At 59.3% G+C, this 21920-nt stretch carries 18 protein-coding genes and 1 tRNA gene; 7 read left to right on the plus strand and 12 right to left on the minus strand.

Going from position 1 to position 21920, the window contains the following annotated elements; all coding sequences use genetic code 11:
- Nucleotides 1-154 precede the first annotated feature (154 nt).
- Entirely contained in the window at nucleotides 155-3421 is a 3267-nt protein-coding gene (locus tag BGE01nite_RS16130) for a PSD1 and planctomycete cytochrome C domain-containing protein (RefSeq protein ID WP_146851517.1), read from the plus strand.
- A 39-nt stretch (nucleotides 3422-3460) separates the two neighbouring features.
- On the opposite strand, the gene BGE01nite_RS16135 is transcribed toward BGE01nite_RS16130, so the two are convergent.
- The 4 genes from BGE01nite_RS16135 to BGE01nite_RS16150 all read right to left on the minus strand — a co-directional run bounded on the left by BGE01nite_RS16135 (nucleotide 3461) and on the right by BGE01nite_RS16150 (nucleotide 6083).
- Complete coding sequence (locus BGE01nite_RS16135; RefSeq protein ID WP_146851518.1) at nucleotides 3461-4420, minus strand: hypothetical protein; 960 nt, start codon at nucleotides 4418-4420, stop codon at nucleotides 3461-3463.
- Nucleotides 4421-4668: 248 nt separating this feature from the next.
- Nucleotides 4669-5067, minus strand: a complete 399-nt coding sequence (locus tag BGE01nite_RS16140; protein ID WP_146851519.1) for a YkvA family protein — start codon at nucleotides 5065-5067, stop codon at nucleotides 4669-4671.
- A gap of 210 nt (nucleotides 5068-5277) precedes the next feature.
- Nucleotides 5278-5354 (minus strand) — tRNA-Asp (locus BGE01nite_RS16145).
- A gap of 81 nt (nucleotides 5355-5435) precedes the next feature.
- Nucleotides 5436-6083, minus strand: a complete 648-nt coding sequence (locus BGE01nite_RS16150) for a hypothetical protein (protein WP_146851520.1) — start codon at nucleotides 6081-6083, stop codon at nucleotides 5436-5438.
- A gap of 94 nt (nucleotides 6084-6177) precedes the next feature.
- On the opposite strand from BGE01nite_RS16150, the gene BGE01nite_RS16155 reads away from it, so the two are divergent.
- From BGE01nite_RS16155 to BGE01nite_RS16175, 5 genes are all read left to right on the plus strand, one after another.
- Nucleotides 6178-7392, plus strand: coding sequence for an FAD-dependent oxidoreductase (locus tag BGE01nite_RS16155; protein WP_146851521.1), 1215 nt, complete (start codon nucleotides 6178-6180; stop codon nucleotides 7390-7392).
- A 24-nt stretch (nucleotides 7393-7416) separates the two neighbouring features.
- Entirely contained in the window at nucleotides 7417-8610 is a 1194-nt protein-coding gene (locus tag BGE01nite_RS16160) for a glycosyltransferase (RefSeq protein ID WP_146851522.1), read from the plus strand.
- A 67-nt stretch (nucleotides 8611-8677) separates the two neighbouring features.
- Nucleotides 8678-10123, plus strand: a complete 1446-nt coding sequence (locus BGE01nite_RS16165; RefSeq protein ID WP_146851523.1) for an exopolysaccharide biosynthesis polyprenyl glycosylphosphotransferase — start codon at nucleotides 8678-8680, stop codon at nucleotides 10121-10123.
- A gap of 302 nt (nucleotides 10124-10425) precedes the next feature.
- Nucleotides 10426-12033 (plus strand): C39 family peptidase, encoded by a 1608-nt coding sequence (locus tag BGE01nite_RS16170; RefSeq protein ID WP_170266824.1) that lies wholly within the window; start codon nucleotides 10426-10428, stop codon nucleotides 12031-12033.
- 145 nt (nucleotides 12034-12178) lie between these two features.
- On the plus strand, nucleotides 12179-14035 hold the full coding sequence (locus tag BGE01nite_RS16175; RefSeq protein WP_146851525.1) for a C39 family peptidase: 1857 nt from the start codon (nucleotides 12179-12181) through the stop codon (nucleotides 14033-14035).
- Nucleotides 14036-14123: 88 nt separating this feature from the next.
- Here the strand turns inward: BGE01nite_RS16175 and BGE01nite_RS16180 are convergent, their stop codons facing one another.
- The 7 genes from BGE01nite_RS16180 to BGE01nite_RS16210 form a co-directional block, all read right to left on the minus strand.
- Nucleotides 14124-14378, minus strand: coding sequence for a hypothetical protein (locus BGE01nite_RS16180; RefSeq protein ID WP_146851526.1), 255 nt, complete (start codon nucleotides 14376-14378; stop codon nucleotides 14124-14126).
- Between the two features lie 134 nt (nucleotides 14379-14512).
- Nucleotides 14513-14962 (minus strand): cupin domain-containing protein, encoded by a 450-nt coding sequence (locus BGE01nite_RS16185; protein ID WP_146851527.1) that lies wholly within the window; start codon nucleotides 14960-14962, stop codon nucleotides 14513-14515.
- Between the two features lie 322 nt (nucleotides 14963-15284).
- Complete coding sequence (locus BGE01nite_RS16190; RefSeq protein ID WP_146851528.1) at nucleotides 15285-17096, minus strand: YidC/Oxa1 family insertase periplasmic-domain containing protein; 1812 nt, start codon at nucleotides 17094-17096, stop codon at nucleotides 15285-15287.
- A 37-nt stretch (nucleotides 17097-17133) separates the two neighbouring features.
- Nucleotides 17134-17382 (minus strand): membrane protein insertion efficiency factor YidD, encoded by a 249-nt coding sequence (gene yidD / locus BGE01nite_RS16195; RefSeq protein WP_146851529.1) that lies wholly within the window; start codon nucleotides 17380-17382, stop codon nucleotides 17134-17136.
- Entirely contained in the window at nucleotides 17379-17744 is a 366-nt protein-coding gene (gene rnpA / locus BGE01nite_RS16200) for a ribonuclease P protein component (protein ID WP_146851530.1), read from the minus strand. The genes yidD and rnpA overlap by 4 nt, the downstream gene beginning before the upstream one ends.
- Nucleotides 17745-17776: 32 nt before the next feature.
- Nucleotides 17777-17959, minus strand: a complete 183-nt coding sequence (gene rpmH, locus BGE01nite_RS16205) for a 50S ribosomal protein L34 (protein WP_146851531.1) — start codon at nucleotides 17957-17959, stop codon at nucleotides 17777-17779.
- A 146-nt stretch (nucleotides 17960-18105) separates the two neighbouring features.
- A complete protein-coding gene (locus tag BGE01nite_RS16210; RefSeq protein WP_170266825.1) occupies nucleotides 18106-18888 on the minus strand; it encodes a biotin--[acetyl-CoA-carboxylase] ligase in 783 nt (260 codons plus the stop codon).
- Between the two features lie 104 nt (nucleotides 18889-18992).
- Between BGE01nite_RS16210 and BGE01nite_RS16215 the strand changes: the two genes are divergently transcribed.
- Nucleotides 18993-20027 (plus strand): quinone-dependent dihydroorotate dehydrogenase, encoded by a 1035-nt coding sequence (locus BGE01nite_RS16215; protein WP_146851533.1) that lies wholly within the window; start codon nucleotides 18993-18995, stop codon nucleotides 20025-20027.
- Here BGE01nite_RS16215 and BGE01nite_RS16220 read toward each other — a convergent pair.
- A complete protein-coding gene (locus tag BGE01nite_RS16220) occupies nucleotides 20018-21319 on the minus strand; it encodes a Y-family DNA polymerase (protein WP_170266826.1) in 1302 nt (433 codons plus the stop codon). The two genes, BGE01nite_RS16215 and BGE01nite_RS16220, sit on opposite strands and share 10 nt — an antisense overlap.
- Nucleotides 21320-21920: the final 601 nt, after the last annotated feature.

Below are 21920 nucleotides of genomic sequence, written 5' to 3' on the forward strand. Positions count from 1 at the left end.
AGATCGGAACCTTCTGTGGGCTGAGTCCTCTTAATCTTGTGAATCGTGTTCATCCTGTGGGAAAAAGGAGCAGAAGGTTTGCTAATTCTTGATCTCAGAATGGTAAATCCTGTCCAAAAGGGGCGTTGATTCGCCTCATCAGGTTATCACACCCATGTTCCGGACTGTTCCTTCGCGACTCATCACTCTTAGCGCCCTGCTTGCCAGCACGGGAGCCAGCATCGCCGCGCCTTCTGCCGAGGGCCTGAAATTCTTTGAGTCGAAGGTGCGCCCAATCCTGGTGGAAAGCTGCCAGGAGTGCCACAGCGAGAAGAAGCACAAAGGCGATCTGCGCCTGGATAATCTGCCGTACATCCTTCACGGCGGTGAGAAGGGGCCGGCCATCGTGCCGCACAAGCCGGACGCGTCTCTTTTGATCAAGGCAGTGAGCTACGTTGATCATGAACTGGAGATGCCGCCAGATGGCAAGCTGCCGGACGACAAGATCGCGGTGCTGAAGCAGTGGATCTCCATGGGGGCGCCCTGGCCGGAGAATGAAGTGGCGGCCGCCAAGCCACCGCGCAAGCCGGGTGAGTTCAGCGCCGAGGATCGTGCCTGGTGGGCCTTCCAGCCGGTGAAGGATCCGAAAGTTCCGGCGGTGAAGCATGAAGGAAATGTGATCGATGCTTTCATCGAGGCGAAGCGCAAGGAAGCCGGTCTCAAGGCCAGTCCTGAAGCATCTCCAGAGGAGCTGATCCGTCGTGTGAGTTTTGACCTGACCGGGCTGCCGCCATCGACGGCGGAGGTGCAGCAGTTTGTGCGTGATTGCGCGAATGGATCAGACAAAGCCAGCCTGGCTTATGAGGCGCTGGTGGACCGCCTGCTGGCATCGCCACGCTTCGGTGAGCGTATGGCGCAACATTGGTTAGACCTTGTGCGCTATGCGGAGTCGGAAGGTTATCGCCTGGACGCCTATCGCCCGAACGTGTGGCCGTATCGCGACTACGTGATCGAGGCGTTCAACCAGGACAAACCTTACAACCAGTTCGTGCGCGAGCAGATCGCTGGAGATGAGATCGCTCCCGGTGATCCCAAAGCGGATGTGGCCACGGGGTTTCTGCGTCACACGGTGTATGAATACAACCAGCGTGATGCGGAAGGGCAGTGGAAGACGATCATGAACGAGGTCACGGATGTGACGGCGGATGTCTTCATGGGCGTGAGCGTGCAGTGCGCGCAGTGCCATGATCATAAGTTTGATCCCATCTTGCAGAAGGACTACTACCGCCTGCAGTCCTTCCTGGGAAACATCACCTGGGCTGAAGACAAGAAGTATGCGACCGAGGCCGAGCAGGCCGAGCATGCGAAGCTGATGCAGGTGTGGCTGGATGCCACGAAGGAGCCTCGAGCGGTGATCGATGGCATCCTTGAGCCGCGGATTCAGAAGGCGATGATCAGCGCGATGGAGAAGTTCCCTGAGGAAGTGGTGGCCATGTGGCGCAAGCCGCGTGAGCAGCGCACGCCGTATGAGGAGCAGGTGGTGCAGCTGGCCTGGAGGCAGGCAGACTATGAGCGCGAGCGCTTCAAGACGGACAAGATCAAGGATCCTGAGGCCACGCAACTGCGCGAGGCGCAGGCGAAGCTGGCGGAGTTTGATCACCTGAAACCCAAGCCTCTGCTAACCACTTATTCGGTGAGTGAGACCGGACCGAAGGGACGTGATCCCATCTTCAAGACACGTCGTGAAGGCGAGGTGGCGACGAAGCCAGGCTTCCTGAGCATCCTGGATCCAAAGGACGCGGTGATTCCTGCGGCCAAGGCTGACGCGAAGACGAGCGGACGCCGCACCGTACTGGCGGACTGGCTGACCAAGACAGACAACCCGCTGACCACACGAGTGATCGTGAACCGCCTGTGGTCCTGGCATTTCGGCCGTGGCATCGCCGGCACGCCGAGTGATTTTGGCCGCCTCGGTGAAGCTCCCACGCATCCAGAGTTGCTGGACTGGATGACGACGCAGTTCATCAAGGGCGGCTGGAAGATGAAGCCGGTCCACAAGATGATCGTCATGAGCTCGATGTATCGCCAGAGCGCCATGCTGAATGACAAGACCGCGATGACCACCGATCCGGAAAACCGTTTGTTCTGGCGCTTCCCACCGCGTCGTTTGGATGCTGAGCAGGCACGTGATGCGGTGCTGGCTGCCAGCGGTGAGCTGGATCTGACGATGGGTGGCGCAGGTGCCGAAGCCGCGAAGCCTCGTCGCAGCATTTACACCCGCAAGATCCGCAACACGCAGGATGAGTTCCTGCAGAGCCTGGATGCGCCTCCGGGCTTCTCCAGCCTGCCAACGCGTGATGCCACGACGACTGCGACTCAGAGCCTGCTGATGATCAATGGTGACTGGCCGCTGGAGCGTGCCCGCGGCATGGCAGCAAGGCTGGTGAGTGAGAAGCCGGCGAACGATCAGGCTCTGGTGAACCAGGCTTATGCGCTGGCCTTTGGCCGCCAGCCTTCCAAGGACGAGTCCAAGGATGCGGTAAGCTTCCTCAATGCCCAGCGCTCGCGTTTGAAGAAGGAGATGCCACCCCCGCCGGTGGAGGCTCCTGCCATTGCGGATGCGAAGAAGTTTTTCGGTGCCCCAGCGCCGACGAAGACGGTCAAGACACTCATGATGCAGCCGGGCAGCAAGAATGAAAAACTGCGCGTGAACACGACGAATGCCATTGAGGGAGATGACTTCGCCGTGGAGGCCGTGGTGAACCTCAGCAGCCTGTACCCCAATGCCTCTGTGCGCACGATTGCCTCACGCTGGGACAATGCCAAGTCGACTCCAGGCTGGGCGCTCGGTGTGACGTGCGAGAAGTCCGCGCACAAGCCTAACAATTTGATTGTTCAACTGGTGGGCGAGGACTTCCAGGGCAGCCTGGCCTATGAGGTGGTGGCCAGCGGTCTGCGCATTCCGGTGAACAAGCCTTACTATGTGGGCGCGACGCTGCACAGCGAGCCTGCGGAAGGCCAGAAGTTCGGCGGCACCATCACTTTCTATGCGCGTGATCTGAGTGATCCTGCCGCGCCGATGCAGACGGTGACGGTCCCACATCAAATCTGCGGAGGTTATGTGAGCGCCGAGCGTGCGCTGTATATAGGCGGCCGTGAGAAGGACAAAGGCAGCGTGTGGCATGGTGCCATCTCACGCGTGGCTCTGCGCAAAGGCGCGCTGGATGCCGGCAAGCTCATGACCTGGATCGGCATGAATGATCCGACCTGTCTCGTGGACATCAATGCGGACCAGGCCAGCGAGCAGCTCAAGACCTCATGGAAGTGGGAGACCAGCGCTCCTGCGGCGACACCGAAAGGTAACACGGATCCAAACCGCGAAGCGATCGCGGATCTGTGCCATGTGCTGCTGAACGCGAACGAGTTCTTCTATCTGCAGTGAGAGACGGTGCGGGATGGTGATGTCTATGCCAGCCCGCCACTAACCAAGGAGGACGACAGCGGGGCCTTCGTTGGGGGTGCCGGTGTTGAGGCGTTCAGCAAATTTGGCTTTAAAGACCTCCAGGCAGGTATCAAGGTTCGCGTGGAGGTTCTCATCAAGAATGGGGAGGTCGTTTGCTGAAAGCGTCATTTCGATGTGAGTGGGTTCATCGTCCCAAGTGAGGTCGGCATTGAAAGTGCAGGCGGGGTGCAGATCCAGGTCGAATTGCAAGGCGAGGCTGCAAGGCGTGATGGAGCGGGACGCATCCAGAGTGATGACGATGCGGCGGATACCGGTGTAGGCGGTACTGTCGTTCTGAAAGGTGCTGATGCGCCAGGCGGGAAACTGAGGCTGGAAGATGGAGATCCAATCCTGAATGAGGGCGGTGACGCGCTGGTAAAGAGCTTGGGCCTGGACTGCCTCTGCGGGGGAAAGGGTTTCCTGGGGGAAAATTTCCGAAGAGTGTTGAACGGCACCAAGCACAGGATCCTTGGATCCGTAGATGGCACGGATGCGATGACTCTGGGGAGCAGGTGAAAATGAATTGGGTGAGTCGCCGGGCGCACCGAGGTCGAGGAGTTCGGCGAATTGAGCTTTGAAGCTTTTCAGACAGGCGTCGAGGGTTGGAGGAAGGGTTTCGTCGAGGAGATGGAGCGGCGTGCCGAGCAGCCCCCAATCGAGGTAGTAGTGATCGTCATCCGCGAAGGGGCTGGCCGCGACAGTGCTGGCAGGATGTAGCTCCAGGCAGAACATCAAGGCGTGGGTGTAGGGGCGAACAGAGCGGACGGCAGTGAGGGAAGTGGTGATGCGGCGGATGCCGGTGGTGCCGGTGTAGTCGCTTAAAGTGGTAGTAAGGCACCAAGCGGGGAACTGTGGCTGAAGGGTCTGCAGACTGTCCTGCATGGCATCGCTGATGCGCTGGCGCAGGGCATGTGTTTGGGCGGATTCGGCGGGTGACATGAGCGCGGGAAATGGAGTCAGGGAAAGCGGGTGCTGACAAAGTGAATGAAGACCACGGACAAGTGAAGCAAGACGCGGTTCCGCCCTGCCAGGGATGATGGGTGTGGACGCATTGGAGTAAACCTAGTTAGGTGGGCTGTGCCAGCCAACGATGTCCTGTTCGATCCACTATGATAAACAGGTGCCATGCCAGTCCCTGGGGAGGTTGCATGCACAATCTTCCTTGAAGAAGATTGCTCGTGGGCAAATCACACGTCGATGACTTTACCGTCCTGACCAGTCGCGGGCGTCGTTTGAGGTGCCGACTGCGCGGCCTGCCACTCGACATAGCGCACGAGTTCGGTGTCGATGAGCTTCAGGCAAAAGGCGATGACGGTGGCATCATCAAGATAACCGACGCCTATGATGACATCAGGAAGGATGTCCGCGGGATTCAAGACATAGAGAAGCGCGAGTGCTCCGGCACTGATGGCCCAGTAGGGCACTTCGCGGTAACGGCCTGCCCAGTAGTCCTTCACCATGGCGAGGATCAACTGCGCCTGTTCCACGAACTTCTTGAGCTTGGGCAGCTTGCCTTCGATGTCCTGGGCACGCTGGGTGACCTTGGCGATCTCGATATCGTGCTTGGTTTCCGATGGTGTGGACATGGTGATGGGAGAATCAGACAACGAGAGGGGCGTATCTGGCCAGAATTCTTTTTCGGAATGAGTGAGATGCCAGTGAGAATGTGGTCATGCGTCCACACGTGGATCGGGAACGAACAATGAGTTCGACATCGGTGCGGGCTGAAGCCAGGCACTACTTTGACACAAAAAACCCGCTCATCTCTGAGCGGGTTATTTTTACTTAAAGGACACTGGCGGAACGGACGGGACTTGAACCCGCAACCTCCAACGTGACAGGCTGGCGCTCTAACCAATTGAGCTACCGCTCCAGTGTCCTTTTGGGTGGGCCGAGATCCTAGCGGATGACGGCGAAGAGGCAAATGGAAATTGCTCTTTTTGCACAAAAAAATTCACGTCGCAGGAGCGGCTTCGATCTTCACGGTGATGTCGTCGAAGTAGATGGGAGTTTGTGAGTAGGGCGTGCCCCAGACACCGGCCTTGCCCTGGCCCTTCAGACCCTTGGCATCTGCCTTGATCGTGGGCTCTGCAGGCTCGGCCGCATCAGCAGGCCAGGCCTTGCCGGTGACGAGCCATGCATCTCCTTCACCGCGTTTGACTTCGAGCTTCAGTTTCAGCCAGGCATCATTCGTCCAGGTGAAGGGCACGCTGGCGACCACGGCGTCAGACTTGAAGATCTCGAGCTGTTTCTTCGCGGCATTCACCAGCAGGCGATGCCCGCTCATGCCATGCACGCTGACACCGAACTTCGGCACGCTGCGCGCGCGCTTGCTGGCAAAGACACGGGCTTCAATGCTGGACTCACCAGCGGCGGAGGTGCCGACCTGGGCGCAGGCATCGGTGAGCTCGGCGCCTGGATCGATGGAGATGGCCTTGTTGCCATCTTTCGCGGCGATCTGGATCTTGCCTTCGACGATGAAGACTTCCTTTGGCACTTCGCCCTCAGCCCAGGTATCGGCATTGAAGGTGAGCGTCTGGAGGTCGGCACCCGTGGCGAGCGAGGTGAAGGCGAGAAGACTGAGAAGCGCAGGAAGTTTCATGGAGGGGTAACTTTGGAAGGGAGACAAGAAACGTTCAAGCATGGTTGTTCTTGTCCTGCTTGAAGGAATGTTTTGCCGGCCTAAAAACTAACTTATGAGTCGAAGCTGGGATGTGATCGTAATTGGAGGTGGCAGTGCAGGCCTGGCGGCCGCGCTGGCGGCGGCGCGTGGCGGTGCGAGAACGCTGCTGGTGGAGCGCCAGACGAAGCTCGGTGGCATGGGGGTGAATGCGCTGGTCCACACTTTCTGCGGGCTGTTTCATCCGGACGTGTCGAAGCCCTGGTCCTGGCTGAATGCCGGAGTGCCGCAGGAGATCGGTGAGAAGATGATGGAGCGCACCCGGCAGTCCGCGCCTGATCTGATGGGGCGTATTTATGTGCTGAGGCAGCACCCGAGTGTATTTGCGCATCTGGCGGATGAATTATGCGCGGCTGAAAAGAACCTCACTCGCATGAGCGGTGTGGAGTGGTGCGGACTGCAAAGGCTGAACGATGGATGGGAGGTCGATCTCTGCTCCCGTGGTGTTTTGGAAAGGCATGTCACCCGATCCCTTGTGGACACGACGGGTGATGCCACGGGAGCGCGCTTCCTCGGGAGCGAGTATTGGACACAGGCTGAACCGGAGAAGCTTTATCGGCCTGCCTATGTGTGTGCCTTGCCGCATGTGACAGGCGTGCATGATGAAACATGGAGGTTTGCGATCGGTGCGCAGATCGTGAGAGCTGTCAGGAATGGTGTGCTGCCTGAAGCGGCGATGGGCGCGCAGTTTCGTGACTCTCCGTTTTCTGAAGAGATGTTTCTGACCATCGATCTGGAGGCAGGGCAGGGAAGCTGGGATCCGTTTGATGCTATCAAGAGAGCCGAGGTGGAAGCCACGGGGCGTGATGTCGCGATGTCACTCTGGCGCATGCTGCGCGCCGAGCATGCGGACTTTCAACACTGTCCGCCTCCTGTGCTGCCGGCGCTGGCGGGCATTCGTGAGACGGCGCGCTATCTTGGAGACAAGGTGCTGTCTGGTGACGAACTGGCCTCCTCCACGCGCTTCGCCGATGAGGTGGCGCTGGCTGGCTGGCCGATGGAGAAGCGCGAGAATGCGCGAGGTCCCAAGTTCAGATATTTTGACCAGCCTGAACCTGCTGGCATTCCTGCGGGCTGCCTGATGAGCGCCAAACTGCCGGGTCTGTTTTTTGCAGGGCGTTGTCTTTCAGCCGATCATGAGGCGCTGGCCTCCGTGAGAGTCATGGGCACCTGCATGGCCACAGGTGAGGCTGCTGCAAAAATGGCACTGGCGCATGTGCCCAAGGCGTGATTGAGAACAGCCTTCCTCCCGACCATGCGGTTGCTTTTCATTTCCAACCTCTTTCCCGACACGACGCAACCGTGGCGGGGGCTGGACAATGTGACGCTGCTGCATGCGATGTGTGCCGAGCGCCGTGATGTGGATGTCCGCGTGCTATGCCTGCGGCCTGGGCATGGTTTCTGGATCGGAGCGGGGTGCCCGCTGAAACCGCGTGATGAGGACAAGATCCTGAACCCGCATTTTGCCTGGGCTCCCTACCTGCCAAAGTTCGGCGGTTTGAACGACCAGCTCTTCGCCCTGGCGGTGAGGCGGGCTTTGAAGGCGTTGCCGCAAGGATGGAAGCCAGACGCACTGCTGGTGCCCTGGTTGTTTCCCGATGCCTGCGGGGTGTATCTGGTGGATGAATTTTGTGACGTGCCGATGCTGAGCGTGGCGCAGGGATCAGACGTGCATCAATACCTCGACATGCCGATGCGGCGCCGGGCGATCCTGACGCTCGCGCAGCGGTCCAAGATCGTCACCCGCAGTGAGGATCTCCGGCAGAGACTGCTGGGTGCCGGAGCCGCCGCTGACAGGGTGCACACCGTCTACAACGGTGTCGACACGGCGACTTTTTACCCGGGAGATTCAAAGGCTGCGCGTGCGGCCCTGGGATTGCCTGAGGACGGCAAGCTGCTGCTGTTTGTGGGTAATTTCCTGGAGGTGAAGGGGCTTGAGCTGCTCATTCAGGCCACTGCCAGGGCTGCCCGTGAATGGAATGAGCCCCTCCGTCTGGTGATGATCGGCTCGGGCCCTTTGCAGCAGCCGTTGGCCGCCTTGGCGAAGAGTGAAGACCTCCCCTCCAGCAGCCTGATCTGGGCTGGCCGCAAGTCCCCTGAGGAGGTGGCACAATATATGCGAGCCGCAGATGCTGTATGCCTCTCCAGCCACAACGAAGGGGTGCCCAATGTGCTGCTCGAGTCCCTGGCTTCGGGGCGTCCTTTCGTGACCACGGATGTGGGCGGGATCTCAGAGATTCTAGGCCCTTCACCTCGTGGCGGGAAACTCGTCCCTGGACGGGGTGTTCAAGACTACGCTTCGGCACTGCACTCCGCGCTTTCGGATCCGCCGGACCCCGCAGCGCTGAGCGCGTATGCCTCCACCATGGCCTGGCCCAGGTGCGCGGCGGACTACTGGGATTTGATGTTATCAGGCAGGGGCCTGACCCCCAATTCGGGTCAAATATAGGTTTTTCAGCGGGGTTCCTAAAATATCTTGAAACGTCATCCCATAAATAGGGTAACTTCTCCACTACATGACTTCTCTTAGCAACGCCCACTGGTTCTCCATTGCTCGCCGAGCAGGCCGGGACGTGCTGCTTTTTGTCGGGGCATTCTTTACAGCGAACTACATCCGCTTTGGAGAACTGTCTCGTGTGGAGGAGTATGCTTTTTCTGTGGGCGCAGGCGCGCTGGCTCTGGCGGTGAGCTCTTACATCCTCGGCCTCTACTCTCTGGAGTCACGGGGCAGCGCCCGTTTCGGCGCTCATGCGATGCTGCTCATCGGCTCTTTCACGGCAGCCTTCATGGTATCGACAGTGGTGGGTTATGTGGACTTTGGAACGCGCATCGGCCGTGGCTTCATGGCCCTGGGGGCGGGTATCTCGCTGCCGTTGCTGCTTCTGCATCACCTGACGATGTTTCACAAGTATCGCTTCGCGCCGCAGCGGGTGGCTTTCATCGCGGAATCACCGGACGAGATGGTGGAGTATCTGCGCTTTAGGGACATGAAGCCGCGTGGCATTGAGATCGTGGGCCGGATTGATATTCATGGTGCCTCACCGCATGGAGATCTCCTGGGCCGGGTGAAGCATCTCGGCGTGCTCATCAGCCGCCATAAAATTGATCGCGTGGTGTTTCCTGAATCACGGGTGGATGATGAGCAGGTGCGCCCGCATCTGCGCCGTCTGCGCTACTCCGGCACTCCCTGCACGCCGCTGATCAATGTGTGTGAGGAGTATCTGCAGTATGTGCCGCTGCATCTGGTGACGAATGAGTGGCTGCTGCATTCGGAGTCGTCTCCGCGCGAGCTCTACTTCCGCAAGCTGAAGCGCACCTTTGATGTCATCACCTCTCTGGTGCTGCTGGTCATGCTGTCGCCCTTCCTGGGTTTCGGCGTGATGCTGGTGAAGTTTTTCTCTCCTGATGGACCGCTTTTCTTCCGCCAGGAACGTGTGGGCCGTTTTGGCAAGACCTTCTCCATCATGAAGCTGCGCACCATGCGCACAGATGCTGAGAAAGACGGTCCGCAGTGGTCCTCTGGCAAATCTGACCGCCGCGTGTTCCCTGGAGGTGCCTTCCTGCGCCGCTACCGGATCGATGAGATCCCGCAGCTCATCAACATCCTGCGTGGTGAGATGTCTTTCGTGGGGCCGCGTCCTGAGCAGCCGACGTTCGTCACGGCTCTGGCTGAGGCGCTACCTTTCTATGAGGAGCGGCACATGATCCACCCAGGTCTCACGGGCTGGGCGCAGGTCTGCTACCCTTACGGTGCTTCGACAGAAGACGCCCGCTGCAAGCTGGAGTATGACCTTTACTACATGAAGCATGCGGGGCTTATCTTTGACCTGCTCATCCTGCTGGACACGGTGCGTGTGGTGCTGATCGGCGGCCTGACCCAGGCTTCCCAGCGTCCGCGCTATGCGCCCACCCTTGTCCCCCCGGCCGCTCCCACGGTGCCGGAGGAGGAGCAGGTGGCGTAACGTTTTTCGCAGGCTGGATCTAAGTTTCGCCTTGTCGGTGTGTGGTGAAATTCGCTACAAGTCCGGCTTGTATGAAAAATGCCTTGTTGGCTCTCCTTTGTCTGGCGGCACAATCTACCAGCCTTGGCGCACCTCCTCAGCCTCCGTCCATTTCGTTGGACACCTTGATTGACTGGAATGATCCAAGGTCGCTGAGCGTGGAAAGGATCAAGGAATTTGGCGCTTCCCAGCCCGCCTTGGCGAAAAGCGACAAGCTGGTGATTCAACCTTACGGCGATCGGTCGATGCGAGCCTATCTGTCTATGTCCTCAGGGGAGTTTTCGCTGAAGCTTGGGGCTCATGCCGCTCCGGTGAAAAGAGTGGGCGCGTTGTTCGATCCTCAAGGCTTCTCAGAACTCAAGGTGTACTTCGATGTCGACTTCAAGGATCAAGTCGACTTTGTCCTGCAGTTTGTCCAGGACCTGACTCAGCTGGCTGGAGGTGAGCCTCCCGTCTTCATCAAAGGGCACCATGTGCATTCGCAGCGGAACACCGCCACTGGGCAGATGGAGAGCTCCAATCAAGACATGGAATACTTCTTCTGGCCTTACAAGGGCGTGTCCAAGAAGATGGAACGGAAGCGGATGCCATCTGGCCTATGGGGGCCTTGGAGTCTGGAGATAAACCGCGTGGCGCAGGCGCCACAGCTGTCCTATCAGGTTCCCATGGACCAAGCCAAAGAGCCTGAGCGCCAGCCTGAGCTGAAGGCAGATCTCGACTCGTTGCTGGACTTCAAGAGCATCTGGACCGTCTCGGTGGATGAGTTTGAAAAGAAGTATGTGGCTCGCAGTGGCACGATCAACTGGACGGCTCCTCCACAGTTTGAATGGCTGTCGGCGGCCAAAGACCGCGCGCGCTTCTCTCGCCAGATGTTCGGGGAGGCACCGTTGAAGCTGACGCTATTTGGGGGCGCGGTGGAGCTGGAGGAAGCGGTGCTCGAGTTTGTCGGTGGCAAGCTGGGCCGCGTGGCGATTTCCATCTACAACCGGGGTGATGCCGGACAGATGGACAACGCGGAGTTTCAGACGCTGTTTAAAAAGGCGGGCCAGAGCATGGGAGGAATTTTGCAAGTGGCACCACGGCGCCAAATCAGTGCTGGATCTGGCGCCGTGAAGAATGTGGCCTGGATGTGGACTTCCCCGCAGGCGGTGGCGCTGCTGGAACACAATGATTTTCAAGCCCAAGGCGCTGCAGGGAAGCCCGAGTATCTGCGTCTCAAGCTGGCCGCGCCGGCTCATGCAGACTGGACGATGGGCCGGATGACACTGGGAGTGCAGCGGATGGAGTTGCAGAAGAACGTGACGAAGGACGCCGCCTCTGGAGATGTCTCCATCAACGGCGTGCCGATGGTGGACCAAGGGGCGAAGGGCTACTGTGTGGCAGCCAGCTGTCAGCGCTTGTTTGAGTACATGCGCATTCCCTGTGACCAGCATGAGATCGCCCAACTCCTGGAGGTGGATGCGGACAGCGGGACAAACATCCTGGTGATGCAAAAGAGCCTGGCAAAGGTGGATCAGAAGTTTGGAGTCACCTTCAAGCCGCTGGTGAATCCTTTGCAGGATGACGAACTCGGCAGGAATCGACGGGTGTCCTTGAAGGAGTTCTCCAGTCTTATCAAAGAGCACGCTGACAAAGGAGTGCCTTTGTTGTGGGCCCTGGGCCTGGGGCAGTTCCCCGAGAATCCTCCTCTGCCAAACGCGGGTCAGCTGCGTGGTGGGCACATGCGCATGATCATCGGCTACAATAGCGCCAAGGATCAGGTCATTTTCACAGACTCCTGGGGCGCTGGCCATGAGAAAAAGCGCATGGACGTCTCTCATGCCTACGAGGCCACACTGGGGCTCTACTCCATGGCTCCGCGTGGCATGTGACAGCCTGCTTCTTCGTCGCGCCTTGCCGGATCTCTCCATGGCCTGTCGTGCTCGCCTCGGGTGGAACTTGTGGGGGCACTTTTTTGTTAAGCTGCCAGTTTGTCATTGAGCAAGCTCGGGGGACTTGGTTACAAACTACCCCCTGATGAAACAAGCCTGGATTCTTTTGGTCTTGGGAGTGACGCTCCTGACAGGTCCAGCTTCCGCACAGCCTGCGGTGATCGTTCTCGACCCGTTGATCGACTGGAAGAATCCAAAATCGCTGACCCTGCAGAAGGTGGACGCCTTCTATCAGGCCCAGCCCTTCAGCCAGACCGGCCACTGGCGCAGTTCCAAGGCCTTGAGTGCGACTCATGAATTGATCCGCCTGGAGGGTGAAAAAGAGGGTCTGGTGGTTTTCACTATCGCCCTTGGGACGATGCAGGCGAAGTCGGCCACGCTGATGTTTGACGAGGAGTTAGGTTTTGCCCGGCTGGATCTCACCCCGGATCCCGCCGCTTATGGCGGGAATGACTGGACTGGGCATTTGGTAAATTCCATCCAGAAATGGATCGGCGGCGAACCCGCCGATCTGACCCGGGAGGAAAAAGACTCCACGTGGGACCCCCAGAATCCGCAGGTTCGCAAGACGACTCCCTACAAGCTGACGGTGGACCAGTATCGCTGGCAGCGTTCAGGATACTCCCTGCAGCTCACTCGCAGGTCCGCTGCCTCATGGAAGACAGACTGGGCCTTTGCCGTGGTGATGAGTTTTACAGGTCCGAGGTCGTCTCCTCCCGCTGGCCAGTCGCCAGAGGTGGCGAATGAATCCCGGCAGAGCGCGCCGCCTGAGCTTAAAGCTGATCTGGATCCCTTGCTGGATTTCAGCACCATCTGGCAGACTCATGCCGAGCAGTTTGAGAAACGATACATCGCCCGTAAACAGGACGAGCAGCAAAAAGAACCACCCCAGTTTGAATGGTTGACGGTCGCGAAAGACCGTGCGCGCTTCTCCCGCCAGATGTTCGTGGATGCGCCGACCACCCTGACGCTTTTTGGTGGAGCCGTGAAGGTTGAAGAGGCCGTGGTGGAGTTCGTCAAAGGCAAGGCGGGGCGTGCCACGATCTCCATCTACAACCGGGGGGATGCCGGGCAGATGGGGAATCCTGAGTTTCAAGCGCTCTTCAAGAAGGTGGGGCAGAGTCTTGGCAGTGCTTTGAAGGTGGCTCCACGCCGGCAGATGAGCACTGGAACGGGCGCGGTGAAAAACGTGGTCTGGATGTGGACTTCCCCGCTCGGGGTGGCGCTGCTGGAGCACAATGATTTCGAGAGCCAGGGTGGCAGTGGCAAGCCTGAGTATCTGCGCCTGAAGGTGGCTGCACCTGATCAGGCTGACTGGACGATGGGCCGGATGAGCCTGGGGGTGCAACGGATGAGCCTGCAGAAGAATGTGACGCGTGATGCTGCGGGTGGGGACATCTTCATCGGCGGAGTGCCCATGGTGGACCAGGGGGCGAAAGGCTACTGCGTGGCGGCGAGCTGCCAGCGTCTGCTGGAGTACATGCACATTCCCTGTGACCAGCACGAAATGGCGCAGCTGCTGAACGTGGATGTGGAGCGCGGAGCGAATGCCTTTGATATGCAGAAGAGCCTGGCGAAGGTCGACCAGAAGTTTGGCGTGGCCTTCAAGCCGCTGGTGAATCCTGAGCAATACTATGGCACGGGCGGCAAGCGCCGTGTGTCGCTGAAGGAGTTTACCAGCATCATCAAGGAGCATGCGGACAAAGGTGTGCCGCTGCTGTGGGCACTAGGTCTCGGCCAATTTCCTGAAGACCCTCCGCTGCCCAATGGCGGCCAGGTGAGCGGCGGCCACATGCGCATGATCATTGGTTATAATGCCACGAAGAACCAGGTCATCTTCACGGACTCCTGGGGCGCAGGACATGAGAAGAAGCGCATGAAGGCCATGGATGCCTATGAGGCCACGCTGGGGCTCTACTCCATGTCTCCGCGTGGCTTGTGAGGCGGTCTTGAGTCAATTCCTGGAAACGAGAATGGCTCAGAGGCATAAAGCCATCTGAGCCATTGAATCAAAGTGCTGGGGTGAAGGCTTAGTGAGCCTTCTTCTCTTCGTGACCCGCGGCCGGGGCAGGGGCGGCGTGCTCATCAGCCTTGCCGTGGGTGTCGTGCTTGGCTTCACCATGAGCCTCATGCTTCGCATCGCCGTGGGCATCATGACCTTCACCGTGACCTTTGTGCATGCCTTCATGCAGGACCTGGGTTTGCTCCCAGCTGTGCTTGGCGCAGGAGGGACCGAAGGAGATCAGGGCGGCGGAGGCAAGGAGGGCGAGGGTGGCTTTCTTCATGAAAGGGGAAAAGGGGGATGGGAACCGTATAGGCGGTGTTTCCCGGCTGGCAAGGGCTTAGAAGGCTGTGGACAGTAGACCGTGAACGGTGGGCAGTGGACCGTCCACCGCTTACTGTCTACCGTTCACCCTCTTCACGCCAGCGTGCGGCACTCAGGCAGACCCGCCCGGATCGTGCTCCAAGGAGCCTGATCAGAGATGTCCTGGGGATCTGGCACGGCAGCGAGGTCGTCTGGCAGCTTGGCCGGGGAAAGAATGGCCAGGAAGACGAGGGGCTCGTGGTGGGGATTGTAGGTGGCGTGGATGACACCGGGCGGGATGTGGGCCATCTCACCGGCTTTAAGGATGCGCTTCTCGGTGCCCACCCACTGCTCGGCGCGGCCGTAGATGACGTAGATGATCTCTTCGCGATGCGGATGAAAATGGAAGGGATGGCAGTGCATCGGGTCCATGTTCGCGCGCACAAGCAGGAGTTTGTCTGCCTCCACCAGATCGGGGCGGCAGAGCCATTCATTGTTTGTCCACGGATTGGTTTCGCGGGCGGCGTCGTCGATTTGGATAAAGCGTGCAGGGGACTCGGGCATGAGACCGAGTTAAACGCACCGCGCATCTCTGGGCAATGCAGGAATGTTAGCCCACATCCACCAACGGCTATCTTTAACGGGCATTTTGAGGAATGACGAAGACCGAAGAGCGAATGACGAAAGATCGGACTCCTGGAGCAAAGCGGCCGGTTTTTTTACCACTGATGGACACTGATTGTCACCAATGACCAAGCCATCAGCGGATGGGGACATCAGTGCTCATCAGTGTCCATCAGGGGTAAACAAACTCTGATCGAACAGACATAAAAAAGCGGCAGACTTTCGTCTGCCGCTTCGTAGTGAATGTTGGTTAGACCTTTTTCTAGCCGCCCAGCTTGGGGGACTTCAGCTTGGACTTCTTGTCTTTGTGAAGCGGGTTGGCCGGGTTAAAAAAAGGGTTCTTCGGGGCCGGGCCCTTGGCCATGTGCTCCACTTTCTTGAGCTCAGGCTCGGGGATGTAGAGCTTCATGATCCAGCTTTGGGCGATGGCGTAGATGTTGGTGACGGCCCAGTAGAGCGCGAGGGCGGAGGCGAAGTTGTAACAGATCCAGAGGAAGAAGACGGGCATGATGTTCATCATGATCTTCTGGCTCTTGTCCATGGTGGCAGGCTGCGGTGTCAGCTTCATCTGCGCGATCATGGTCAGGCCCATGATGAGGGGCAGGGGATTCACGGGATACCCCATGAAGTGACCCACCGTGTCCGCGACCGAGAGATCGTGCACCCAGAGCCAGCCCTGGCCGCGGAGCTCAGCCGCATTTTGCAGCACGCCGTAGAAGGCAAAGAAGATGGGGATCTGCAGCAGCATGGGGAAGCAGCCGCCGACCGGGTTCACCCCGTAGTCCTTGTAGAGCTTCATCACCTCCATCTGCGCCTGCGTGGGGTTGTCCTTGTGCTTCTCCTGCACTTCCTTCATCAGCGGGGCCAGCTTGCCCATGCGCTTCATGGAGTATTGGGACTTGGCCTGCAGGGGCCAGAGGATGGTGCGGATGATGATGGTCATCAGGATGATGGCCAGACCCCAGTTGCCACTGAGGTCATGCATCCAGCGCATGAGGGTGTTCAGAGGGCGGCTGATGAAGCCGAACATGCCGTAGAACATGACGAAATTACGCTGGCCGCCGAGCGTGTCGAGACGCTTGTATTCCTTCGGACCCGCGTAAAGGCTGAACTCTTCGGTCTGGGTGGCCTTCGGGGCGAGGTCCACGGGCGGAAGGCTCACGGCGGCCTGGATCGCGTAGTCTTTTTCAGAGCCGGACTTGCCTTTGAACTGGTCATGCGTGTGATCGATCAGGATGCGGGAGGCCCAGATTTTGCCCGGCTTGTCCGCCCAGGTTCTGCCAGACTTGTCGATCTTCTCATGGCTGAGGATCTGGGTGTAGAAGCGGCTCATCACACCCCCGTAGCGCAGCTTGGAGTGGCTGGAGCTCATGGAGGCCTGCTCGGAACTCATCATGCCGCCGTCAAAGGAGTTGGTGTGCACCTGCTTGGCATCACCCGCGTCATTGTAAAAGAAGCTGGGCTTCAGTGCCTCGTCCGGACTCATGGAGTTCGCTGAACCCGCATAGAGATAGTATTCTTCCGACTTGTGCTGAACGGTCGTGGTATTGGTTAGGCTGATGGTGAGGCGGATGAGGTGCTCGTCGCTGGCCCCGCCTTCGGAAAGGGCGAAGACTTTGCGGATGGCGATGCCCTCGGCGTTGGTGCCTTCAAACGTGATGCCCTTGTCGCTCTTCGCGGTGATCTTGTAAGCCACCGGGTCATTGCCAGCGGCTTCACGGCGGAGGGCGCCGATGGGTTCCACTCCATGACCATTTAAAGTGAGCTGGTCCGTGCCGCCCAGGACGACCTTGGAGATGCCGCCGCCCTTGGTGGTAAAGTGCCAGGTCACACTGCCGCTGGTGACGGTATGAGTTTCCTCAGGGGCGGAAGGTGTGGCGGCAGCGGTGGTGGTAGTGGGTGCCGCCGTGATGGTGCTGCCCTGGGCAGGCGCGCCGGGAGCTGGTGGCGCTTTGGCCACTTCACCAGCAGGCGCTGGTGGGACGGTCTGCGGCTTGCTCTTGCTGGCAAACCAGGCGTTTACGGCGATGCCGGCGCTACAGAGAATAATGACGATCCAGCCTTTGCGGTCCATGAGAGAGAAAATGAGTCGAGGGTTGTTTGATTAAATGTCAGTGGCGGTGCCCGCAGTGGTCTGGCACGGGGTCGTGACCCTGACCTCCCCACGGATGGCAGCGGAGAATGCGGCGGGTGCCCAGCCACGCTCCTCTAAAAACGCCGTGTTTTTCCACGGCTTGAAGAAAGTACTCCGAACAGCTCGGGGTGAAGCGACAGCCCGAGCCTGGGCCGCCAAAGAAATGGAGGGGTGGGGAAATGAAGCGCTGGTAGCCACGGATGAGAATGCGGATGAGCAGCTTCATGGCTTGGCGGCAGCGGTTTTCAAGAGCAGTCCCATGCGGCGGGCCAGACGAGTCCAGTCCTGGCTCATTTCTGCGAACTCCGCGTCAGGAGCACGCCAGCGCGCAATGGTGACAAACTTCATGCCTGGCGCGATCAACCCGCGATTCTCACGAATGATCTCGCGTATTTGACGGCGGAGCCGGTTGCGGACGACGGCATTGCCCAGCCTCTTCCCTGTGACTAGGCCAAAGCGAAAATCGGGCATCGTCTCATCACGAAGAAGGGCCAGTACAAAGTACCGGCCCGACTGGCTTTGCCCCTGCGCCTTAATCACCGCGAAATCACGGGATTCCTTCAAACGAAGGCGGGAAGGCAGGCGCATGGGCAGAAGAGAACGCCGTGATCCACACGCGATCAGGTATGCTGCTGGACGTGGCGCTTGAACTTGATCTCAACGCCTTTCGGCACAAGGCGCTTGCGGCCTGCACGGCGGCGGCGACGAAGGATGTCGCGGCCATTTTCGGTCTTCATGCGGGTGCGGAAACCGAACTGCTGTTTCCGGGTGCGCTTGGAAGCTTGATAGGTTCTTTTGGGCATAAACGTGTGTGGGGGAGTCGTGGGGCGTCACCGGCTCACTGGGCGGCGGCATGCTCAAAAGCACGGCCATCCGGGAAACTGGGGCGCGGAGACTACCCGGTGACCTAGGTTTGTCAAATGCGTGATCATTATAGAAACAAAGTTATTCACACGACCTGACGAATGCTCTCCGCGCTGCTCAGTGTGCGCAGGCTCCCATCCGGTAGTGCCAGGCGCAGATGCCCCTCCAGATCCAGGTCTACGGCGCGTCCATAAATCTCGGCCCCGTCCACCGTAGCGCGGATCTGCCGCCCCAGGAGCCAGCTGCGCTCCCGCACCTCTGAAACCGCTTCCAGGAAGCCGTCTTCCAGCCTCCCCATCTGCTCATGCAGGTGGCGCAGCAAGCTGGCGGCCAGGTCATTCCGATCGAACTCGATCACTGGAGACTGGGGCAGGGAAAGCAGCAGTGAGGTGGCCGCTCCAGCCAGTTCCGGCGGAAACTCACGTGTGTTGACATTCAATCCGATGCCGAGGACCAGCATCGGCCCTGTCTGGGTGATCACGGCTTCCGCGAGCAAGCCGGACACTTTGCGATCGCGCAGATACACGTCATTCGGCCATTTGATCTGCGGACTTAGAGGAAGCTCCTCCTCGATGGCCTTGCAGATCGCCAGCGCCGCCAGAGTGGTCATTCTGGGCCAAAGCGCCACCGGGCCCTCAGGCCGCATCAGCAGCGTGAACATCAGGTCCTTCCCAGCCGGAGCCTGCCAGCGATTCTCCCGCCGCCCACGCCCTGCTGTCTGAGCCTCCGCAAAGATGACCAAACCCGGCTCCTCACCTGCCATGGCGGCGGCGCGGGCATCATCGCTCGTCGACCCAGTTTCTTCCACGACACGCACCCTCCACGGCTGGCAGTTCGTCGTTAGAGAGGAGGCGTCGAGCGGGATCATAAGCAGTTCTGGCGAGTCTTGTTTTAAAGCCGGGCATTCAGTCTGGCAACCATCGTCCATGACATGACCTTGACACCCCCGCCTCGCCGCGTTTGTGAGGTGCGATGTCTCTCGTCTCCGCCCTCTATCCCGCCCTGAAACCCTGGCTCTTCAAGCTCGATGCCGAGCGTGCCCATGAGTGGACGACGAAGATGATGCGCATCTCCCACTCTCTGGGGATGCTGAAGCCGGATGAACTGCCTGCCAGCAAGCCGGTGGACTGCCTCGGCCTGCGCTTCCCGAATGCACTCGGCCTCGCCGCGGGCATGGACAAATCTGCATCTGCTGTGGAAGCCTGGGCTGCCCTGGGTTTCGGTTTCGTGGAGGTCGGCACGCTCACCCCGCGTCCGCAGCCAGGGAACCCCAAGCCGCGTCTCTTCCGTCTGCCAGAGCATGAGGCACTGATCAATCGCATGGGCTTTAACAATGTGGGCATTCATGCCGCGGTGAAGAAACTCGAGAAGCGCAAGACGAGCGCCATCGTCGGCGTGAACATCGGCAAAAACTTCGACACACCTAACGAACAAGCTGTCAATGACTACCTGTATTGCTTGAAGGCCGCTTATCCGGTCGCGGACTACATCGCCGTGAACATCTCCTCGCCTAACACGAAAGGTTTGCGTGATCTCCAGGCGGAGGATTCCATCCGCCAGTTGCTTGCCGCGTTGAAGAAGGAGCAGGCCTCTCTTGAGAAGGAATACGGCAAGAAAAAGCCCGTCCTCGTGAAGATCGCCCCAGACCTCGAAGGCCAGCAGATTGAAGCCCTCGCGCGTGTCTTCAATGAACTGGCCGTGGACGGTGTCATCGCCACGAACACCACCATCAGTCGTGAAGCCGTGGCCGGACATCCTTTGGAAAAAGAAGCCGGTGGCCTCAGCGGTGCTCCCGTGACGGAGCGCTCCACCCTGGTCATCGAGGCCTTCCGCATGCTCCTCCGTGAGCAGACCCCGATCATCGGCGTGGGCGGCATCCTCAGTGGCGCAGATGCCGTGGCCAAGCTGAAGGCCGGCGCCTCACTCGTGCAGGTGTATTCAGGTCTCGTGTATCGCGGACCTGGATTGATTGCCGATGTCCTGCGCGGAATCAGCGCTCACTCCTGAAACTCCTCCATGTCCGGGATGCGCGTGAAAGCGATCTTCGTGCCCGAAAAGGTCTTCACCTGATTCGGCACAAAACCGAGCGCGATGCTGTCTCTGCCGAACTGTTGGTTAAGCTTGTCCATCGCGGCGGAGAGCTTGTTGCGGCGCTCGTCATCGATCTCACTGACGGGCAGCATCTCGGGAAACATCTCCAGCTGCTTCGGCGCGCACATCTCCTCGATGTCATTCAAGGTCACCGCGATCTTCTTCAGCCGGGCCCAGCGCACCTCCATCATGGCTTCAGGCCAGAGTTGATCCAGCGTGTGCATCAGCGTGAAGGTGTCAGACACCGGTTTCGGCAGGCGCATCTTGGCCTCACCACGCCCCTTGTCCTCGGTGCGGACGGACAGGCTGATGGATTTGGCGCGATACCCCTCGCGCCGCAGTCGACTCGCAGCCTTGGATAACAGCCGCCTCGCCACAATCAGCGCTTCAGGCGGTTTGCGAAACTCCGGCGCCAGCACGTGACTATGGCCGATGCTGCGGGACTGCGTGGCGAACTCTCCCAAGTCCTCCCCATGCAGCTCATGCCAGAAGCGATTTCCTCCCACACCGCCCCAGGCATAGTGCAGCTCTTCCGCTGTGGCATCCCAGAGATCTTCGACCGAGTGGATCCCCGCGGCATGCAGCCGCGGTTCCATGCGTCGGCCAATGCCAAACAGGTCTGTCAGCTTCCAGTCCGAGATGATCCCCGGCATGTCCTCCAAATGTAAAACCGTGAGCCCGTCCGGCTTCTTGATGTCACTCGCCACCTTCGCCAGATAGCGGCTCGGCGCGATACCGATAGAGCACGTGATGCACTCACCCACATTCGCGCGCAGCCCTGCCTTGATTCGCTTCGCGAGATCCACCGCCACCGCCTCCGGCTGACGCTTCTCATCAAGCATTAGCGCCATCTCATCAATCGAGTGGACCTTGTGAACCGGGTAGTGCCTCTCGACCTCCGTCTTGATCAGGTCATGAAACTTCACGTAGTGAGAGTGATCCGCCTCCACCAGGATAAGTCCCGGGCACATGCGCTTCGCCTCACCGATGTTCGTCCCCGTCTTCACGCCGAACTTCTTCGCCTCATAGCTGGCCGCAATCGCACAGGTGGAATCCGACTTCACTGGCACCACCGCCACCGGCTTGCCCCGCAGACTAGGATCACACTGCTGCTCCACACTGGCAAAGTAGCTGTTCAGATCAAAGAACAGCCACCGCAGGGGGGCAGAGGGAGGCGCGGAGCTCACGGAATCATAGAATGGGGTCATTTGGAAAATGTTCAATAGAACATATTTGGGCTCATTCGCTTGAAGGGGAGCTCGGATCAGGTCGGATTCAATCGGATCGCCCAGTGTAGTGGCTGGCGTCAGCCTGGCGTTCCCTGAAGCCCTGCCCCCTCCCATCAATCCTGCAGGTCGGATCCAGTCGGATTGACTCGGATCTCCCAGTGTAGCGGCAGCCCGCGATCTTCGAAGCCCTGGCGAAGAAGATGCGTCAGCATGCCGCTCTCTGGAAGGTCGCAAACACCCGCACCTGCGCCAACCCACCTGATCATACCGTGGCCCCAGCTCGGATCCCTTTTCCGCCTCTTCCGTAGGCCCCTCATTCGGCTCTGCTCTGAAACCACCGCCAACAACGGTAAACCACCGTCAACAACCGTAAACGGCTCCCGTCTGGTCATTGGCTCCTGGTCCTTGGTCATTCCCTCCATCACTCATCTTCCCCCTCCGGGCCTCCCCAATCCAGCGTCCCATTCGGACCCTTTGGACACCGCGGCATCTTCGCAGCTCCTCCAAAATCACCCCAAAATTCTCCACGACGGCTTCATTCAATCTGAATAGCCTTGGTCTTGCTTCATCAAAGCCCACG

The sequence above is a fragment of the Prosthecobacter gellanilyticus genome, from assembly GCF_007992435.1.
In the GTDB taxonomy this organism is placed as follows: domain Bacteria; phylum Verrucomicrobiota; class Verrucomicrobiia; order Verrucomicrobiales; family Verrucomicrobiaceae; genus Prosthecobacter; species Prosthecobacter gellanilyticus.

Excerpts from the sequence above, each read along its gene's own strand:
- BGE01nite_RS16130 (WP_146851517.1), top strand. The coding sequence starts at position 155 with ATGTTCCGGACTGTTCCTTCGCGACTCATCACTCTTAGCGCCCTGCTT.
- BGE01nite_RS16135 (WP_146851518.1), bottom strand. The coding sequence starts at position 4,420 with ATGTCACCCGCCGAATCCGCCCAAACACATGCCCTGCGCCAGCGCATC.
- BGE01nite_RS16140 (WP_146851519.1), bottom strand. The coding sequence starts at position 5,067 with ATGTCCACACCATCGGAAACCAAGCACGATATCGAGATCGCCAAGGTC.
- BGE01nite_RS16150 (WP_146851520.1), bottom strand. The coding sequence starts at position 6,083 with ATGAAACTTCCTGCGCTTCTCAGTCTTCTCGCCTTCACCTCGCTCGCC.
- BGE01nite_RS16155 (WP_146851521.1), top strand. The coding sequence starts at position 6,178 with ATGAGTCGAAGCTGGGATGTGATCGTAATTGGAGGTGGCAGTGCAGGC.
- BGE01nite_RS16160 (WP_146851522.1), top strand. The coding sequence starts at position 7,417 with ATGCGGTTGCTTTTCATTTCCAACCTCTTTCCCGACACGACGCAACCG.
- BGE01nite_RS16165 (WP_146851523.1), top strand. The coding sequence starts at position 8,678 with ATGACTTCTCTTAGCAACGCCCACTGGTTCTCCATTGCTCGCCGAGCA.
- BGE01nite_RS16170 (WP_170266824.1), top strand. The coding sequence starts at position 10,426 with ATGTCCTCAGGGGAGTTTTCGCTGAAGCTTGGGGCTCATGCCGCTCCG.
- BGE01nite_RS16175 (WP_146851525.1), top strand. The coding sequence starts at position 12,179 with ATGAAACAAGCCTGGATTCTTTTGGTCTTGGGAGTGACGCTCCTGACA.
- BGE01nite_RS16180 (WP_146851526.1), bottom strand. The coding sequence starts at position 14,378 with ATGAAGAAAGCCACCCTCGCCCTCCTTGCCTCCGCCGCCCTGATCTCC.
- BGE01nite_RS16185 (WP_146851527.1), bottom strand. The coding sequence starts at position 14,962 with ATGCCCGAGTCCCCTGCACGCTTTATCCAAATCGACGACGCCGCCCGC.
- BGE01nite_RS16190 (WP_146851528.1), bottom strand. The coding sequence starts at position 17,096 with ATGGACCGCAAAGGCTGGATCGTCATTATTCTCTGTAGCGCCGGCATC.
- yidD (WP_146851529.1), bottom strand. The coding sequence starts at position 17,382 with ATGAAGCTGCTCATCCGCATTCTCATCCGTGGCTACCAGCGCTTCATT.
- rnpA (WP_146851530.1), bottom strand. The coding sequence starts at position 17,744 with ATGCGCCTGCCTTCCCGCCTTCGTTTGAAGGAATCCCGTGATTTCGCG.
- rpmH (WP_146851531.1), bottom strand. The coding sequence starts at position 17,959 with ATGCCCAAAAGAACCTATCAAGCTTCCAAGCGCACCCGGAAACAGCAG.
- BGE01nite_RS16210 (WP_170266825.1), bottom strand. The coding sequence starts at position 18,888 with ATGATCCCGCTCGACGCCTCCTCTCTAACGACGAACTGCCAGCCGTGG.
- BGE01nite_RS16215 (WP_146851533.1), top strand. The coding sequence starts at position 18,993 with ATGTCTCTCGTCTCCGCCCTCTATCCCGCCCTGAAACCCTGGCTCTTC.
- BGE01nite_RS16220 (WP_170266826.1), bottom strand. The coding sequence starts at position 21,319 with ATGACCCCATTCTATGATTCCGTGAGCTCCGCGCCTCCCTCTGCCCCC.